This is a genomic window from Roseateles sp. AC306 (genome assembly GCF_979253795.1).
The window spans coordinates 76,405-93,930 of record NZ_CEEDEB010000006.1; the positions used below are offsets into that span (position 1 = coordinate 76,405).

Genomic DNA, 17,526 nt, shown 5'->3' on the forward strand with positions numbered 1-17,526 from the left:
GGGCCCGTTGTTTGCCGGCACACTGGCAGGCGACATTCAAGGATCCAGATGCATCACTTCGGCTTTGCCAATACCTATGCCCGCGACCTTCCGGGCGCCGCCGTGCCCTGGAAGCCTGCCGTGGTTGCAGCGCCGCGCGTGCTGTTCGCCAACGCCGAGTTGGCCGAGGAACTGCGCCTGCCACCCGACGTGTTGAGCGGCCCGGACGCAGCGGCCCTGTTCTCCGGAAACCTGCTGCCTGACGATGCCGAGCCCGTGGCCCAGGTCTATGCGGGTCATCAGTTCGGCGGGTTCTCGCCGCAGCTGGGCGACGGCCGCGCGCTGCTGCTGGGCGAGGTGGTCGACCGGTCGGGTCGGCGCCGCGACATCGCCTTCAAGGGGTCGGGCCGCACGCCCTTTTCGCGCGGCGGCGACGGCAAGGCCGCCGTCGGCCCGATGCTGCGCGAGGTGCTGATCGGCGAGGCCATGCATGCCTTGGGCATCCCCACCACGCGGGCCCTTGCCGTCGTGGCCACCGGCGAGCCGGTCTACCGCGAGACGCCCTTGCCCGGCGCGGTGCTGACCCGGGTGGCCGCCAGCCACCTGCGCGTGGGCACCTTCCAGTTCTTCGCGTCGCGTGGTGACCTGGAGACCCTGGGCCGCCTGGCCGACTACACCATCGCCCGCCATGATCCGTCGCTCATCGATGCCCCCGACCGCCACCTCGGCCTGTTGCGCGCCGTCGCGGAGCGCCAGGCCCGGCTGGTGGCGCAGTGGCTGAACGTGGGCTTCATCCACGGCGTGATGAACACCGACAACATGGCGCTGTCGGGCGAGACCATCGACTACGGGCCCTGTGCGTTCATGGAGGCCTATGACCCTGAGGCCGTCTTCAGCAGCATCGATCACGCGGGCCGCTACGCCTATGGCAACCAGCCCGGCATTGCCCGCTGGAACCTGGCGCGATTTGCGGAGACCTTGCTGCCGCTGATGGCGGACGGCGACGACGAACCAGCCATCGAGGCCGCCGTGGCGGAAGTGACGGCTGTCATCGACGCCTTTCCCGCGATGATGGCCGGCCATCTGCTGGCGGGCCAGCGGCAAAAGCTCGGCTTGCTCGCTGCCACGCCGGCGGACGACGAGGCCGACGAGGCCGACGCCGCGCTGGTCGACGAGTGGCTGACGCTGCTGCACACGCAAGCGGTCGATTTCACGCTGGCCTGGCGCCATCTGGCCTCCGCAGCCGAGGGCCGCGCCGAGCCGCTGCGCGACCTGTTCGCCGACCGCGCGGCGCTGGACGCCTGGCTGCAGCGCTGGCGCGAGCGGTGCGCCCGCGACGGCGCGGTCGACGTCGCGGAGCGCGTCGCGCGCATGCGCGGCGCCAGCCCTGCGGTCATTCCGCGCAACCACCTCGTCGAGGAAGCCCTGGCCGCGGCCACCGAAGGCGATCTGCAGCCCTTCAACGCGCTGCTTGCCGCGGTGCTCAAGCCCTGGGACGAGGCGGCGTTGCTGACGCCGTATGCGGTGCCAGCGCCCACCGAGGTGACCGCGCGTTTCCGAACGTTCTGCGGCACCTGAACTTCACCCGGCTGCAAGCTCCGCTACGGGCGCCCCAAATCGCGGGGCTCGAAAGCATGCGACCGCTTGCTGAGCGTTCCGGGGCCGGTTCTCTCGATGTAGCCATCGAGCAGGGCTTTCTCGAACGCGAGTCGACTGTCCTGTGTGGACATGCCGTGCGCGGTCAGTTCGCCAAGCAATGCGGTCTCGTCAAAACCGGCATCTGGAAGATTCGCGAGTGCGCCCTTGATGGCCATGTCCAGGTTCATGTCGATGCTCCAGCAATCCGGAGCGTGGACGGCAATCGTGGTGCCCGTCCCGGTTCTGACAAGGTGATTCCTCAGAGCTTGGGCTCGCGAAAATCTCGAGCGAAACGGGCAGTCGATTGAACAGGAGGTCGACCTCTTTCGCCGAAAATGATTCGACACGGGAAAGAAGGAACGACATGGCATCGGTGGCGGTTGTTGGTGCTGGCGCAGTCGGCTGCACCGTGCTGGCATGGCTTGCTCAGGATTCGAACCTTCGCCTGCAGGTTCTGTCGCGTTCCAAGGTCCCCGAGATTCAGGTCCAGGCACCTGGCCGACTGCTGCGCGCCGAACCACAGGTCGTTGTTGAAACGGCCGAATTACGCGGTTGCGACTGGGTGCTGGTCACGACCAAAGCCTATGACTCGCCGGCGATTGCAAGCAGCCTGGCCAGCCTGGCCGGAAGCGACACCAGGCTGGCCGTCATGCAAAACGGCGTGGAGCACATCGAGCCGTTCAAGCTTCATTTCGCGGCCAGCCAGTTGCTGCCCGTGATGGTGGACATTCCGGCGACGCGAACCGGGCCGGGTCGGGTCACGCAGCACCGTGACGGCGGCATGCGCGTGCCGCAGGGTGGCTTGGGCGCCGGCTTTGCCGCCCTCTTCAAGCGCACTGCCATCGAGGTGCGCGAGGTAGATGACTTCAGGGCCGAGATCTGGAAGAAGCTGTGCCTCAACGCGGCGGGCGCTTTCTCTGCAGTACTGTTGAAACCGGCGGTGATCGCGCGGCACGAAGGCGTGGCGCATTTGATGGAGCAGCTGATCGCGGAAGCGGCGGCGGTCGCCCGCGCCGAAGGCGCAGAGCTGCCTGACGACCTGGCCGCCACGATTCTGGACAGCTATCGGCGCTCACCCGCCGGCGTCAACTCATTGCATGCCGACCGGCTGGCCGGCCGCCCGATGGAGATAGACGCACGCAACGGCGTGGTCGTGCGGCTGGGCCGCAAGCACGGCATTCCGACGCCGGTGAACGAGATGGTCGTGTCGCTGCTCGAGGCAAGCCAGCTGCAGGCGGATTGACAGCGATCAGATGAACGGGCGCCGGTCGAGCGTGAGCTTCAAGGGGCGCTCCGTGCGCAGCAGCCCGGGCAGCGCCTGCTGAAGTTCAGCCAGTGCGCTCATGACGCCATTCAAGGCGTGGAGGTCCTGGAAGGGCTGCTTGTGCCGCTCGACGCGCTGGAGCAACTGCTCGACGTAGCCGTGAGCGAAGCGCTGCAGTTCATCGCGCACTTCGGTGAGTCGATGCCCACACTGGCGCGTTGCGCGCGTGACCACATAGAGCCAGTCCAGCTCAGCGAAACCGGCGCCTTGCCCCAACTGCGGATACAGCCCCTCGCGATGGATTCGCAGCGCGGTGTCGATCAAGGCCTCGGGGCGCGGGATGGGCTGACGCAAGGCCGTGTGGTTGAAGAGGTAGTGAAACGCGGCGGCGAGCGCATCGAAGGGGGGCGCGCCGTCCGGGTTTTCTGCGGACTGCAGGAAGCCTTTGCGCCACAGGCCGGTCGCTGGGTCTTGCTCATGTGCCAGCCAGGAGAAGTAGCGGGCCTGCAGCGAGGCCGTGGCCTCTCCAGCGATGACGAGGGCCGCGAAGGCGCCGGCCCCTGCGTGTGAGGCCGGCCAGGGGCGCTGCCAGTCCAGACCGTCGAGCAAGGCCTCCATTGCGCCGGCCTCATTGAGCGAGCGCAATGCATGCAAGGGGTGAAGCGCGCCGGCATCGAAGAGTTCCAGGGCCGCCAGCACATAGGCCGTGGCGTGGGTCGCACTGTGGTTGGCATCCGCGAAGAGGCCGGTTGCGGCAGATTGCCCGCTGCGCAGATAGGCCACGTAGGCATTCCGCTCGTCCGGCGCTCGCGGAAAGTGGCCCACCGTGTAGAGGATGCAGGCGGCGGCCGCACTGCCGTAGCTGCGCGGCTCCGCGCCTGCGGGGCGCTGAACGGCGAGATCACCGACGAAGCGGCTGCATTCGCCGGGCCGCACGGTGGCGCGTTGCACGGCGGCCAGGGCGGCGTCGACGATGGGCTGGACGTCCAACGGTCGGGCGGAGGCGGCGATTGGCGAGGCAGCAATGGCGTCGCCCCACCCGCAAAGCGCGATGGAGGAGCCGAGCAGATGGGCCAGGCACCGGCGCCGCGACGCTGGATCGGCCCGCATCGATCTCCTGATGTGATTCGAACGCATGAGGTGTCGACCGCTCCGGTTTGGTCTGGCTGGCTCGCTCACAAAAAGTGGCCCCCGGCAGTCTGCCGGGGGCCAGAACTTCTCCGCGGGGTACCGCCTCGAAGACCCTGCACCAGGACGTTGCAGGAAACCTGTTGGAACCATGCCTGTTCAGCGGAAGTCGACCTCCTCCTGGGGACGCGAGGCCTCAACACCGCCGAATCAGGGTTTCGGTTTGCCGACCGTGGCCGGGTCGTAGGCGAGGTCGATCATGGCCTGCCGCTCGGCCATGGCGCGCTCCCAGCGCAGCAGGCGCTCGGCGTCGTTGCCATCGGGTTTCGGCAGCAGCGCGATCGGCAGGCGCAAGGGGCCGGCTGGATCGCGGCGCGGTTCAGCGACCGGGAGCCTGGTCACCGGCCGGCCCAGGTTCATCACCTCGGTGCCGGCAATCAGCAGCCCGCCGCTGCCGTAGAGCTCGTGATCGTCTGCGCGCGACGGTTCAGGCTGGTCACCAGCGCGTTGGGCATAGCCGAGCAAGCCGTTCGGCTGCACCAGTCGGGCCAGCCCCGCCCAGGCGCGCGTGACGCGGGGCAGATAGGTCGGGCGGTCCAGCAGGCCGTGGTTGATGCCCCAGGCGAGCGCGTAGGTGTAGAAGGCCGATCCAGTCGACTCGGCGCCCGATGGATCGTTCTCGTCGAGCAGGTTCGTCGTCCAGAGCCCGTCCGGCCGCTGCAGCCGCGCGATGCTGGCCATCATGGTCTGGTAGACCTGGATATAGCGCGGCCGCGCGGGCCAGTTTTCGGGCAGCGTGTCCAGCAGTCGGGCCAGGCCCGCGACGACCCAGCCGTTGCCACGGCCCCAGAACATCGGCTTGCCGTTGCGCGCCTTGCGTGTGATGAAGCGCTCGTCACGGTAGAACAGGCCGTGCTCGGCCGACCACAGCCGGTCGTAGGTGCGCCACCACTGCACGTCCATGGCCTGCAGATAGCGCGGGTCCTGCGTCTGCGCGGACATGCGGGCATAGACGGGCGGCGCCATGAAGAGGGCATCGCACCACCACCAGACGAGTTGGTCAGGCGCGGGTTGCACCTGGAGGTGCGGCAGCGTCCAGTCCAGGCGCTGGCGCAGCGGCGCGATCTCGCCGGCCTCGCCGCTGCGGGCGTGCAGTTCCTGGTAGACCTCGCCGATGGCGATGTTGTCGGCGTCCAGCATGTTGCGGGGCGACCAGGCACCCAGCAGACCGAAATTGAAATGCTCCGACACGTTGCGCAGGTAGGCGCGCGGGCCGGGTTCATCGGACACACGCGCCAGCCGGCCCAGCCCGATGAGGAAGGTGGCGGAGATCCAGTTGGCCGACACGACACCGCGCCCTCTGCGTGACGGGATGTGGAGCGGTGCGTCGGCCAGGCGCGCGATCTCGGCGCCAGCGCTGTGCTCCATCAGCTTCAGCACCTTTGCGGTGTCCGGCACTGCGGCGGGATCGAAGCGCAGATCCGTCGCGGCGAGCGGTGCTGGCGACGCTGTCGCCGATGCCTGCCTCGGCGTCTGCGCCATCGTGACGACGGGCAGTGCCAGCAGCAAGGCGGCCAGGGTCCGCCGGAAGCGCCGGCAATGTGCGGGATGGGAAGTCATCTCTGTGCGTGAAAGGCCCCCGCACGCGGCTGGCGCGCCAGTGCGTGGACGGTCGGAGATCAGGCGCCGTGGGCGGCATCGCCCACGGCTGGGCCAGCCAGACTTCGGCTGGGAAGGGCCTGCGGCCGCAACCCCTGCCAAGGGGGCACGGGGGTTTGCCGCGCGGCCTGGCAGGACACCCGGCCGCCGGCCGGGGCGGCATCTTTCGATGCCGGACTTCGTCAGAACTTGTACGACATGCCTGCGCCGAACGTGCGGCCGAAGTGGGCGTACAGCCACGTGTCGTCACGCTGGCTGTCGCGGCCATAGCGCAGCGGCTGGTCCGTCAGGTTCGCGGCTTCGACGGTCAGCTTCAGCTTGGGCGTCACGTTGTACGACGCAGAGAAGTCGACGTTGGTCGAAGCGTTCACGAACGAGACGTCATGGCCGTTCACGTCACCCAGCACGTTGATCAGGTACTTGGACCGGTACGCTGCGGAGATGCGCGCGCTGAACTTGCTGTCCTCGTAATAGAGAGTCAGGTTGCGGGCATCGGGCGACATGCCCACCAGGTTGGCGTTGATCGACAGCTGGGGCAGCGTCGGCGTGGCCGTGCGGGTGATGTAGTTGATGGTCGACTTCACATGCGTGACGTTTGCCAGCAGGCCGAAGTTGCTCCACACACCTGGCAGGAAGCTGAACGGCAGCTGCAGGTTGGCCTCATAGCCGGTCAGCGGGCCGCCCGGCGTGTTGGCAGCGCGGCCGACCGTCACGATGGACGACGGCAGCGTCGGGCAGGTCGGGTTGGTGCCGGTGATGGTGCAGGTGCCGCCGCCGGTCAGCAGGCCGTCGGGCAGGCCAAGGGAGCTGTACGGGACACGCTCGCTGACACGCTGGATGTAGCTGTCGATCTTCTTGTGGAAGACGCCCAGCGACACCAGCGAGTTCTTGGCGAAGTACCACTCGGCCTGCAGGTCGTAGGTCTTGGCGCGCACGGGGTTGAGCTCCGGCGCGCCGATGCTGACCGTCTGCGCATTCGTGTTGACCGCGGCCGTGGGTGCCAGGTCGGCGTACTCGGGGCGCGACAGCGTCTTGCTGGCCGAGAAGCGCAGGTAAACGTCTTTGGGCAGTTGCGCCGTCAGGTTGAAGGAGGGCAGCGTGTCACGGTAGGTCTTGTCGAAAGACACCGGCTGCAGCGCGCCGTTGACGTTCACCAGCGCAGACGCGTTGGCCTTGGTCTCGGCGGTACGCACGCCGACGTTGCCGCGCAGCACGACGGGGCCGACGTCGTAGTTGAAGTCGGCTGCCAGGTAGGCCGCGTTGATCTTTTCCTGGATGGTGCGGCTGGTCTGCCCCAGCACGTTCAGCTGCGAGCCGGGAACGGCCGCGCAATGGCATTCGATGTCCCACACCTGGCGGAACTTGTCGAGGTCGACGGCCACCCACTGGTTGGGGTAGCCCGAGCCTTCCAGCCCCTTGCCGAAGTTGGAGATCATCCGCGTCACGCTGGCCATCTGGAACCCGGCCGGGTTGGCCAGGCCGTTCTGCGTGCCGGAGCCGATCTCGAGGTTGTCCCAGGTGTTCTTGCGCGATGACAGGCCGCCGCGCAGCGTGATGTTGTCGGTGGCTTCCCAGCTGCCGCCGACGGCGTTGGTGCGCAGGTTGTTGCCTGTGTTCAGGACACGGCCCACGAAACCGCCGCGGACCGTGCCGTCCGCCAGGGTCGGCGCGAACACGAAGTTGGCCGGGTTGGCCACGTCGGTGCCGAAGGTCAGGTTCGGCACGTTGCGGTTCTGACGGAAGTCGAAAGAGAAGCCATTGACGTTGGGCACGTCGAGCTGCACGGTCGCGCGCATCGGCGAGTTCAGCCGGCTGTTCGAAATGCCGGTCATCAAGTCGATCTTGATGGTGTCGGTCAGCTTGTGCGTGACGTTCAGCGCATGCTGGCGGAACGCCGTGTTGTTGACGTCGACCAGGCCCTCGGAGCGCACGTCCACGCCGTTGAACTTGCCGTACTCCCAGCTGCCGTTGCTGTTGAACGAGGCTTCGAGGATGGAAGTCTGCGGCTTGCCGTTGGAGGCCAGCGGGCGGCCGAAGGAGATGGCCGAGATGTAGTTGTCGTAGCGGTTGTTGTCGAACTTGCCGCCGAGCAGGTCCAGGCTGACTTCGGTCGCCTCGGACGGCTTCCACTGCAGGCCCGCCGTCACGCCCAGGCGCTCGTATTCGGCGACGGAGCGGCGATAGCGCGGGATGCGCGGATGGAAGGAGCCGCTGCCTGCGGCTGGCGTGGCCACGGTGCCGCCGAAGTTGTCGGTGCGGCCGAACACGTCCTGGTAGGCGGCCAGGTTGGACGTGCGGGGCAGATTGACGCCGCAGTTGTTGGCGTCGATGCCCTTCACGGCGTTGTTGGCCGGGTTCTGAGGGGTGAAGCCGACGGGGGAGCAGAAGCCGGAGCCGCCGTCGCTGGCGGGCAGAAGTTCGACGGCTTCATAGCCTTCTTCCGTGGCGCTGCGCTTGGACCAGGCGCCGGACACAAGGAAGCCGACCTTGCCGATGTCGGTCTGCGCGCTGGTCGTGAACAGGGCAGACAGGCGGGGCGCCGAGCGGCGGGCCAGCGTGTTGTAGTTGGTCTGCGCGCCGAAGGTCAGCGTCTGATTGCGGAAGTCGAACGGGCGGGCGCTGCGCAGGTCGACCGTGGCGCCGAGCGAGCCTTCCTCGACGTCGGCCTGCGAGGTCTTGCGGACCGACAGGCTGTTGAAGAGCTCGGAAGCGAAGACGGAGAAGTCGAAGGCGCGGCTGCGGTTGGTGCTGCCGTTGATGTCGGACGCGCCGGTGGCCGAGATGGCCTCGATGCCGTTGATGCGCACCCGCGTGAAGCCGGCGTTCAGGCCGCGCACAGTGATCTGCTTGCCTTCGCCGCCGTCGCCGCGCGCAAGGGCCACGCCGGGCACGCGCTGCAGCGACTCCGCCAGATTGGCGTCGGGGAACTTGGAGACGTCTTCCGCCTTGATGACGTCGACGAGGCCGTCGGCGTTCTTCTTCAGATTCAGTGCGCTGTTCAGGCTGGCGCGAAAGCCGGTCACCACGACCGCGTCCAGCTTGTTCGGGTCTTCCTGCGCCATGGCGCCCCCGGTTGCTGCGCTGATCGCCATCGCGAGCACGCTCAGACGCAACGGCTGGCGGGCCGGGTTGTCACGGTGTTTGTTCAATTAGGTCTCCTGGAATTGTGAAGGCCCCTGATGGGACGAATCGAATGGTCGTCGTACAACAAGGGGGCTGCAATACCCGCTCACCAATCACTCAACGCGATGCGCGGAGTTCACTGCTGCCTGATGGAAACCCCCATGAATATTGGGCAAAACCGCTGCGACTTCGCAACACGAGGGTTATCGCCATCCATGCACTAACGCCGCCAAAAACGGGCGTCGACACACTCATGTTTCACGTCGTCGTACAACGCGGGCGCAGCGGTTCACTCGGGCCGCTTGCTTGCCGTTCAGCGCTGCAGGGTCCCGGCTGGCTGGTCGAGCAGTTGTATGGAAGTCGCTGGTCCGAGGTTCGGTGAAGTCCATTCCCGCAACGCCCAGACCACCTTCTTGTCGGTTGTCACTTCCAGCACCTGGACCGATCCCGACCATTGCGCTGGCTTGAGGCTGCCGGCCACCCAGTTCGAGATGACCGTGTTGCCGTTCGCAAGCCGGGACACTTCCTGGACATTGCGCAGGTCGTAGCCGGCCGCCGCGGCATCGGCGCGTGTGTACGACCAGACCACCGCGCCCGATGCATCGACCTCGCGAACAAAGCCCTTGTTCGACGACACCAGCGTGTTGCCGTTGTGCAGGCGGATGGCGTGCCAGGGTGATTCGACGTCGGCCGACCAGATGGGCTTCACCGCGTCGTCGTACTCCACGACCTTGTTCATGTCCATGTGAGCGACGAGGAAGGTGCCGGCGGATGTCAGGCGGGCGCGCCGGAGCTGTCCATGGACGTTGTCCGGCCTGGCGACTGGAATGACGATGGTTCGTTCGACGGCGTTGCGCGTCTTGTCGATGAGCAGCAGCTTGGCCGGGCTGCCGTTCTGCGCCAGCAAGACCCGGTTCGCGTCGACCGACTGGAGCGAGTGGATCTCCGTGCCGCTCGGCGCGATGTACTGCCAGGCGACCGTCTTGTCCGGCGTGACCTCCATCGCGCCGAAGCGGGTTGTGAACATCACATGGCCGTTGGGCAGCAGGGTGCAGTCGCCCAGTTCCTGGATGTCGGGCTTCTCGTCGCGCAGCACGCGGAACTTGATCGCGTAGCTCCACACCTCCTTGCCGCCGCGGATGAGGTGGACGGTTTGCTGATCGGCGTTGTGCTCGTACTCGCCGCAGTACAGGAAGGGATGCTCCGCCAGCCCTTTGCCGGGGAGCTGAGGTGGCGACATGGCGCTCTGTGGCTCGAGCGCATGGCCGGCTTGCGAGAGTGCCGCCAGCGCCAGGAGAAGCACGGTTGATTGACGCATGGTGTTGACGCTGCCGACCCTAGCGCGGGTCGAAGTTGAGCCGCTCGCGAGTGACATGCGCTTCCCACTCCTGGCGGTTGTGGAAGTCCAGGCCTTGGTCCCAGGCGGAGCCGATGTAGTAGACGAAGGGCTTGCCGGGCTTGACCCGCACGCGGATCAGGTAGTTGTCGGCGTCGCTGCCAATGTCCACCACCATGCTGGGGTCCACGCGCACCGCAGTGCCGATGGCGCCGTGGGCGGGATGGGTGGGCTCCCAGAAGGCCAGCAGGCCCAGGTCCTTGTTGGCCAGCAACACGCCCTTGCCCGGCGCCGTGGCGCCCTTGCCCAGCCCGATGCCGACGATCAGGTCCTCCGGCCGGTCGGACTGGATCACGGATTGAAGCCGCGTGAAATTGCTGCCGAGCGGAAGCGTGAAGGTTCGGGTCTCCCAGACCTTGCGGTCAACGCCCACCGGCCAGGGTGCGTACTCGACCTGGAACGAGGCGATGTCCGGCCCGTTCTTGAGGATCTTGTGGCTGGCCCAGTTGCGCGACACCCAGAGCTTGTCCTCCGCCCAGATGCCCAGGCCGCCGACGCCGCGGCTGGCCTTGACGTTGTAGTAATCGAGCCCTTCGCCGTAGTCGTTGTGATACGAGGGCGTCTTGAGCTGCCGGTCCATGAACGGCCAGCGCACCTTCTTGGCCCAGGTGTCGATGCCGGAGCCTGACGGCGGCTCGATCTTTTGCAGGGCCGGGCCATAGATGCGATGGGCGACGCGGTCGTTCTCCCAGATCAGGTCGTCGGCCCGGTCGGGCGCATGGCGAACGGTCGCACGCGGCGCCTGCTCGGCCAGGGTAGGGGGCCTCAACTCCGGCACGGTGGGGGCCTGTGCCATCGAGGCCGCCGCAGTGACGCAGGCAGCCAGCAGCAACGTCACTTTCATCGCGTCCATCGCGTTTGCTCCAGTTGGGTTTCGTCGATGGGAAGCCTGCGGATGCGTACGCCGGTCGCCGCAAAGATCGCATTGCAGACGGCCGGCAGCACGGGTGGCAAGGCAGGCTCGCCGAGGCCGGTCGGTGGGTGATCGCTCAGAACGAACTCGACGTCGATCTGCGGCGCGTCGGCGATGCGCATCAGGGCCATCTGGTGGAAGTTGGTTTGCTCCACCCGCCCCTTGCTGAACGTGATGGCCTGCCTGAGCTGCCCGATGCCATCGATGATGGCGCCCTCCACCTGGTTGCGGGCCGCGGAGGGGTTGACGATGGTGGAGCCGACGTCGCCGACGGCCCACACCTTGAGCACACGCCAGCTGCCATCTGCGTTCACGCGCACCTTGGCCACCTCGGCGAAATAGCCGCGATGGCTGAAGTAGGTTGCCATGCCCAGACCCACGCCCTTCTCGGCCGGATGGCCGCCCCAGCCTGACCGTTCCCGCAGGACCTTGAGCACCCGGCCGATGCGTTCGAGGCTGTAGGGCGCGGCGCGGGAGTTCAGCGGCGGGTCGGTCGGGCGCCCCTCGCGCGCGCGCAGCATGTCAAGCCGCAGCTCGAAAGGGTCCTTGCGGGACTTGGCGGCGATTTCATCCAGGAAGCACTCATGGACGAAGGCCAGTGAATTGGAGGAAGGCGCGCGCAGATAGCCGGTCGGAACGGCCGTCTCGATGAGGGACTGGTCGAGCCGGAAATGGTCCAGCGTCTGGCGCATGAAGTCGTGCGGCAGGAGGTCGGCCCCTTGCGTGGGCTTGCCGCCGCGCGAATAGGTGACGCCATGGGCGGCGCAGGCCGTGATGCGCCCATCGGCGCCAAGGCCGGCTTGCAGCAGGTGGTGGTTGCCGGGCCGAAAGAAGTCGTGCGCGATGTCGTCTTCCCGGGTCCAGAGCAGCTTGACGGCCTCGCCGGACAGCCGGGCGATGGCGGCCGCTTCGACCATGTAGTCGTTCTCCAGACGCCGCCCGAAACCGCCGCCCACGCGTGTCATGTGCACCGTGATGTCGGCCTCGGCCAGGCCCAGCTCCTGGGCCACGAGCTTGACACCCCAGCCCGGCGCCTGCGTCGGCGCCCAGATCTCGACGCCATCCGCAGTCGGGCGTGCCGTGGCGTTCTGGGGCTCCAGCGTCAGGTGGGCAATGAAAGGCGTGTCGTAGCGCGCCTTCAGCACCTGGGCGGCCTTGGCGAGGGCGCTGTCGGGATCGCCCTTGTTCACGATCGTGTTGCCCGGTTTTCGCAGCAGTTCGTCGGCTCGGGCGGAGTAGGCCTGCGTGTCATGCGGCGTGCCCGCCGACTCGTCCCAGGTGATGCTGAGCTGGCTGCAAGCCGCCTTTGCCCGCCACCATTGGTCAGCCAGGACCGCCACGCCGTCCTGAAGACCCTTGAAGTTGCCCGTGCCCTTGAGCACCAGCACCTCGTGCACACCCGGCAGGCGGCGTACCTCGTCGAGATTGGCCGAAAGGAACTTGGCGCCGAAGACGGGTGGCCTGCACACGACGGCGAACTTCATGCCGGGCAAGGTCGTGTCGATGCCGAAGATCGGCTCGCCCTTCACGATGGCTGGTCCGTCCACACCCGCCTTCGGTGTGCCGATGATCTTGAACGCGGCGCTGCTCTTGAGCGCGACGCTCGACGCACTCGGTACGGGCATGGTCGCTGCGAATTCGGCCAGTTGGCCGTAATCCAGCTGCTTGCCACTCGCCTCGTGATGGACGACACCGCTGCGCACGACCAGCTCGGCAGCCGGCAGCTTCAGGCGTTGCGACGCCGCCTGGACGAACATCGCCCGGACGGTGGCACCGGCTCGGCGCATGAGGTCGTAATTGGTCGGAATGCTGGTGGAGCCTCCCGCCGTTTGCGGCCCGTATTGCCTCTCGTCGACAGGCGCCATCTCCACACGGACGCGATCCCAATCGACGTCCATTTCCTCGGCGATGACCATGGCCAACGTGGTCTTGATTCCCTGGCCGATCTCGGGATTCTTTGCGCGTATCGTCACCCGCCCTTCGGTGGAGACCAGCACGTAGTGGCTCAGCAGGGTGAGGGCGCTCTTGGCCGCGCGCGCCGTGCAGCCGTAGCCGGCGATGAAGGAGCCTCCCACCGTGGCCGTCGAGACGAGGAAGAAGCGGCGGGTGCTCTGAACCATGTCAGCTGCCCCGCCTGTCCGTCGGGTCCAGGCCGGCGGCAAGCTTGATGGCCGCCCGGATGCGCACATAGGTGGCGCAGCGGCAGAAGTTGCCGTTCATGGCCGCATCGATCTCTGCGTCAGTCGGCTTGGGCGTCGCCTTCAACAGCGCGGCAGCGCTCATGATCTGGCCGGCCTGGCAATAACCGCACTGCATCACGTCCAGCTTCAGCCAGGCCGCCTGCAATGCCTGGCCCTGAGGGCTGGCCGCAATGCCCTCGATGGTGGTGACCTGCGCACCGTCGGCGGCGCTGACGGGGGTGAGGCAGGACCTGATCGGCGCGCCATTGAGATGCACGGTGCAGGCGCCGCACTGGGCCATCCCGCAACCGAACTTCGTGCCCGGCAAACCGAACTCGTCACGAAGCGCCCATAGCAAGGGCATCTCCGGGGCAAGGTCCCGCTCATGGGCCTTGCCGTTGATCGTGAGTTTCACCATGACCGAACCTGAGCAAGCCGGTCAAAGGCCGAGATCGGCCACCGCGGTGCCGGCGAGCAGGAAAGCGCCGACGCCATAGAGCTGGGTGTCTTCATAGCTCACGCTGTCCGGCCGGTCGCTGACGGGCTGCACATAGCCGAGCTTGCCGTCAGGATGCACGGCGCGCAGCAGCGCCGCCCATCCCTTGCGGGTTGGCGCCTCATAGGTCGCCCTGTCGAGGATGCCTCGCTGGATGCCCCAGGCGAGCCCATAGGTGTAGAACGCGGTGCCGCTCGACTCCGGCGGCGTCTCGGCGCCGTTCGCGAGCAGCGACGGGGCCCAATAGCCGTCCGCCTTTTGAAGCGTCTTGAGCCTGGCGGCCATGCGCTGGAAGACGTCCACCATTCGCTGGCGGTCGGGGTCTCCTTCGGGCAGCCGGTCGATCATTCTGGCCAGGCCCGCAAACGCCCAACCCACGCCACGGCTCCAGAACACCTTGCGGCCAGCCGCATCCCTGCGGGTGAAGAATCTGGAGTCGCGGAAGTAGAGGTTTTCGCTGTTGTCGAATAGGTAGTCGGTGGTGGCCCAGAATTCCTTCTTGGCGAATGCCGCATATTTCGCGTCGCCGGTTTGCCGGCTCAGTTCAAACCATATGGCGGGCGCCATGAAGAGGGCGTCTGACCAGCACCAGCGCGATTGGCAACCCAGGGCGGCAAGCCCGGCCCCCTCGCGGTGTTCGACAAATTCGAAACCGACCGTCGACGGGTTTTCGAGTATGGCGTCCAGTTCTGCCTTCACCTCGGCCTGGGCTGCTGGGCCTGCGCCGTTCTTGGTGGCCCATAAATACGCCTGGCCGATCGCCTGATCATCGGCATAGTATTTTCGCGAGGCGAGTTTCCATTGGTTGGCCACGCCGCGCTGCATGATCAATTGCTTGTAGCGCGGGTTGGCACTGCGATCGGCCAGCTCCGTCATGCCAACGAACAATGCCGCCTGCACCCAGCCCTTGGGGTTGGGGTAGCCCTCGCCGCTCTTGATGGGGTTGAGCCCGGCGGCCATGGCGGTGATCTGATAGTCGGCCACCCTTTCCAGAATGCCGAGGACCTCCGGCGCCCGAGCAGATTCGGCAGATGCAATAGGGCTCGAGGGAGCCGTTTTGGCTATTGACGTTGGTTCAGTCTGACCCGGGTTTGCCGCGCATGCAACCGATATGGCCATGGATGCGGCGAAGCTTAGAACGCTGCTCGTGCTCTTCATGAATTGTCGAGATCAGGATTTGGCCAAATGGGTTTTGCGGCGTTGCTGGTGCACCGGTGTGCAATAACTCGTCGGCAATGGGAACGGTGTTGCCACCACTGGCTGACCGACCAGCTTGCAAATTCATGGTAGCCGGCCGGGTCCGTGAGTGCCGCTCAATGATTTGAGTGGTTGTACGACATCGCATCAGATGGATGCAAATACCCACGTAAACCCGCAACGCAAGAGTAAATCTGCCCTATGACCGGAGCAGGGAATGCCGCACAAACGCCGCACCGCCGACTGCCGTGGCAAGTTCCCCGTACCTGGCGACGCGGATGGACGGCGGCGAGGCGCCGGCATCCTGGCCGAAGCGCTCCAACCGCCCGACCGCCGCATCCAGAAAAGCGCTGCCGCCGAGGGCCACGACCTCGCCGCCCAATACGATGGCCGTCGGCTTGAAGGTGGACCAGACGTTCTGCAGCAGCACGCCCAGGGCGTCGCCGGCTTGCCCGAAGGCCTTGCGCAGGCGTGGTGGTTTGCGCCTGGCCAGCGCGGCACGCAGGCTGACCATCGTCATGTCGGGGTCTCGCGGCACGCCGGCTGCGGCCGCCACGGCGCGCAATCCGATGTAGGCCTCCGCGCAGCCCCTGCGGCCGCAGGAGCAAGGCACCCCGTCGGGACGCATGATGGTGTGCCCGATCTCGCCGCCCGCGCCGGTTGATCCGGCGAACAGCGCGCCGTTCAACACGATCCCGGCGCCGACTCCGGCGTTGCAACTCACGTAGACCAGCAGGCCGTCGCCACTGCTTTCGTTGCCGAATTCACTTTCCCCAATCGCGGCCAGGTCCGCCTCGTTCAGGCAATGGATGGGCACATGTTGCAAGCCCGCTTTCCGCAGCTGGCGCAGCAGCGGCTCTTTCACGCAAACGTCCCGCCACCCGAGATTCGGGGCTGCATCGATGACGCCCTTGCTGACATCGACCGTGCCGGGCAGCCCGACCCCGACGCCTGCCACCTGCCAGCCTTCCGCGGTCAGCCGGGCCGCCTCGGCGGTGATGAGCTGTCCCAACTGGTGCAGCGCAATTTCCGGCGTACGGTCGTGCAGCAGTTCGACGACCGAGCCAAGGACCTCACCCTGCGCGGTGGTGCTCACGACCCGAATGCTGTCCACGCCAAGTTCGCTGCCGACAAGCGCCAGGGCGCCGACCTTGGATTGCGTCAGCGTGGTGGTCTTGGACAAATGGCGAGCGCCGATGAACGGACTGTCGATCATCGACAAGCCCGCCGGTAGAAAACCGATGCCAAGGAGCCTCCCGCGCTGCTTGCGTCGGCGGCATGCGAACGCCGACGCCTAAACTAATTTCCAAAGACTAAACGTTTAGTTCAGCAATGTAAACGGGCGCGGCAGAAAATCGTGGCACCAGAAAGGTGGCCAGCGAACTACGCAAGCGCACTTCGGCTGCTGCGTGAACGCTTGCGAGCGGGCGGCGAGTCGGGACTGGCGGAACTTTCCCTGACCACCAGTTCTACCGGCAACACAGTCTCACCTGGAACCACCTTGCCTTGAATCAGCGCCATTGCGGCCTCCCGGCCTATGGCTTCCTTGTCCACCCGGACGGTGGACAGCGACGGACTGCTGCGACACGCCAGGGCAATGTCGTCGTATCCAATGAATCGAATGTCCTGCGGCACAAGCAGGCCCGCCTCGGTACAGGCCGCAATGGCATTGAGAGCCGTGTCATCGTTGTACGCAAACACGGCGTCAGGCGGCTGCGGCAGGGCCAGCAACTGGCGCATCGCTCGCCGACCGGCCTCGCCGTACTCGAGGCTGACGTCCAGTTCCACCTCAAGGTTGGGATTCGCCAGCAGGCCAGCCTCGAACAGCGCCGACCTGAAGCCCCTGGCCCGTTGCGCCATGGCGGTGTGCGCCAGTGGCCCGACGATCAACGCAGGACGGCGCGCGCCGCTTGCCACAAGATGCTGGGTTGCGAGATAGGCCCCCCGAAGGTTGTCGTCGTTGATGCAGTGGTAGGCGGGATGCGAGTTCAGTGCAAGCACCATGGGCAGATCGCAGGCCCGCAGGGCATTCATCAGGTCCGCATCGAAGTGGCCCATGGCCAGCAGAGCGTCGGCGTTGTCGCGGTGCACCTGCCGCGCGATGTCATCGCCGGTAGCCACCGACAGCAGGCTCAAGGACACATCTTCTTCGCGGCAGGCGGATTCGACGCCGTGCAGGACCATCGAGTAGAACTGGTTCGCCGCAACGGCACCGATGACGCGTGGGTAGACGAAAAGGATGCGTTTCGGCTTGCTCTTGCGCAGGCGGTTGGCGTCGTAGCGAAGGTTGGTCGCAACCTTCAGGATCTGGGAACGCGTGTCGTCCGAAAGCCCCGGTTGGCCCTTCAATGCCCGGGACACGGTCCCGATGGACACACCCGAAGCGAGGGCGATCTCGCGGACGGTGATCTTCTTCCCAGGCATCAAGTTCTCTTTTGGCAAGGCACCTCGCCCTGAAACGCGCACCAAGCTGCGCGACGGACGGGATCATGTTGTGGTATCGGTCCAGCGCGATCAGTTTACTAAACCTTTAGCTGGATCAAACCGCGCGGA

General features: G+C 66.4%; 14 protein-coding genes. 2 read left to right on the plus strand and 12 right to left on the minus strand.

Going from position 1 to position 17,526, the window contains the following annotated elements:
• The first annotated feature begins 48 nt into the window (after positions 1-48).
• Positions 49-1,557 (plus strand): protein adenylyltransferase SelO, encoded by a 1,509-nt coding sequence (locus AC0IZJ_RS14110; protein ID WP_471850748.1) that lies wholly within the window; start codon positions 49-51, stop codon positions 1,555-1,557.
• A gap of 23 nt (positions 1,558-1,580) precedes the next feature.
• Here the strand turns inward: AC0IZJ_RS14110 and AC0IZJ_RS14115 are convergent, their stop codons facing one another.
• Positions 1,581-1,805 (minus strand): hypothetical protein, encoded by a 225-nt coding sequence (locus AC0IZJ_RS14115; protein ID WP_471850750.1) that lies wholly within the window; start codon positions 1,803-1,805, stop codon positions 1,581-1,583.
• A 176-nt stretch (positions 1,806-1,981) separates the two neighbouring features.
• Between AC0IZJ_RS14115 and AC0IZJ_RS14120 the strand changes: the two genes are divergently transcribed.
• Positions 1,982-2,860, plus strand: a complete 879-nt coding sequence (locus AC0IZJ_RS14120) for a 2-dehydropantoate 2-reductase (RefSeq protein WP_471850752.1) — start codon at positions 1,982-1,984, stop codon at positions 2,858-2,860.
• 6 nt (positions 2,861-2,866) lie between these two features.
• On the opposite strand, the gene AC0IZJ_RS14125 is transcribed toward AC0IZJ_RS14120, so the two are convergent.
• The 11 genes from AC0IZJ_RS14125 to AC0IZJ_RS14175 all read right to left on the minus strand — a co-directional run bounded on the left by AC0IZJ_RS14125 (position 2,867) and on the right by AC0IZJ_RS14175 (position 17,397).
• Positions 2,867-3,991, minus strand: coding sequence for a hypothetical protein (locus AC0IZJ_RS14125; protein WP_471850754.1), 1,125 nt, complete (start codon positions 3,989-3,991; stop codon positions 2,867-2,869).
• 228 nt (positions 3,992-4,219) lie between these two features.
• Positions 4,220-5,629, minus strand: coding sequence for a glycoside hydrolase family 88/105 protein (locus AC0IZJ_RS14130; protein WP_471850756.1), 1,410 nt, complete (start codon positions 5,627-5,629; stop codon positions 4,220-4,222).
• A gap of 221 nt (positions 5,630-5,850) precedes the next feature.
• Positions 5,851-8,817, minus strand: coding sequence for a TonB-dependent receptor (locus AC0IZJ_RS14135; protein WP_471850758.1), 2,967 nt, complete (start codon positions 8,815-8,817; stop codon positions 5,851-5,853).
• Between the two features lie 287 nt (positions 8,818-9,104).
• A complete protein-coding gene (locus AC0IZJ_RS14140) occupies positions 9,105-10,109 on the minus strand; it encodes a hypothetical protein (RefSeq protein WP_471850760.1) in 1,005 nt (334 codons plus the stop codon).
• A 19-nt stretch (positions 10,110-10,128) separates the two neighbouring features.
• On the minus strand, positions 10,129-11,040 hold the full coding sequence (locus AC0IZJ_RS14145) for a DUF4861 family protein (protein WP_471850762.1): 912 nt from the start codon (positions 11,038-11,040) through the stop codon (positions 10,129-10,131).
• Positions 11,028-13,220: a xanthine dehydrogenase family protein molybdopterin-binding subunit gene (locus tag AC0IZJ_RS14150; protein ID WP_471850764.1), complete on the minus strand. Its 2,193-nt coding sequence runs from the start codon at positions 13,218-13,220 to the stop codon at positions 11,028-11,030. Before AC0IZJ_RS14150 ends, AC0IZJ_RS14145 begins: the two co-directional genes overlap by 13 nt.
• Before the next feature lies 1 nt (position 13,221).
• Positions 13,222-13,698, minus strand: a complete 477-nt coding sequence (locus tag AC0IZJ_RS14155; protein WP_471850766.1) for a (2Fe-2S)-binding protein — start codon at positions 13,696-13,698, stop codon at positions 13,222-13,224.
• Positions 13,699-13,719: 21 nt separating this feature from the next.
• Complete coding sequence (locus tag AC0IZJ_RS14160) at positions 13,720-14,736, minus strand: glycoside hydrolase family 88/105 protein (RefSeq protein WP_471850768.1); 1,017 nt, start codon at positions 14,734-14,736, stop codon at positions 13,720-13,722.
• Between the two features lie 115 nt (positions 14,737-14,851).
• Entirely contained in the window at positions 14,852-15,061 is a 210-nt protein-coding gene (locus AC0IZJ_RS14165) for a hypothetical protein (protein WP_471850770.1), read from the minus strand.
• A gap of 111 nt (positions 15,062-15,172) precedes the next feature.
• Positions 15,173-16,189, minus strand: coding sequence for an ROK family protein (locus AC0IZJ_RS14170; RefSeq protein ID WP_471850772.1), 1,017 nt, complete (start codon positions 16,187-16,189; stop codon positions 15,173-15,175).
• A gap of 167 nt (positions 16,190-16,356) precedes the next feature.
• A complete protein-coding gene (locus tag AC0IZJ_RS14175) occupies positions 16,357-17,397 on the minus strand; it encodes a LacI family DNA-binding transcriptional regulator (RefSeq protein ID WP_471850774.1) in 1,041 nt (346 codons plus the stop codon).
• Between the last annotated feature and the right edge of the window lie 129 nt (positions 17,398-17,526).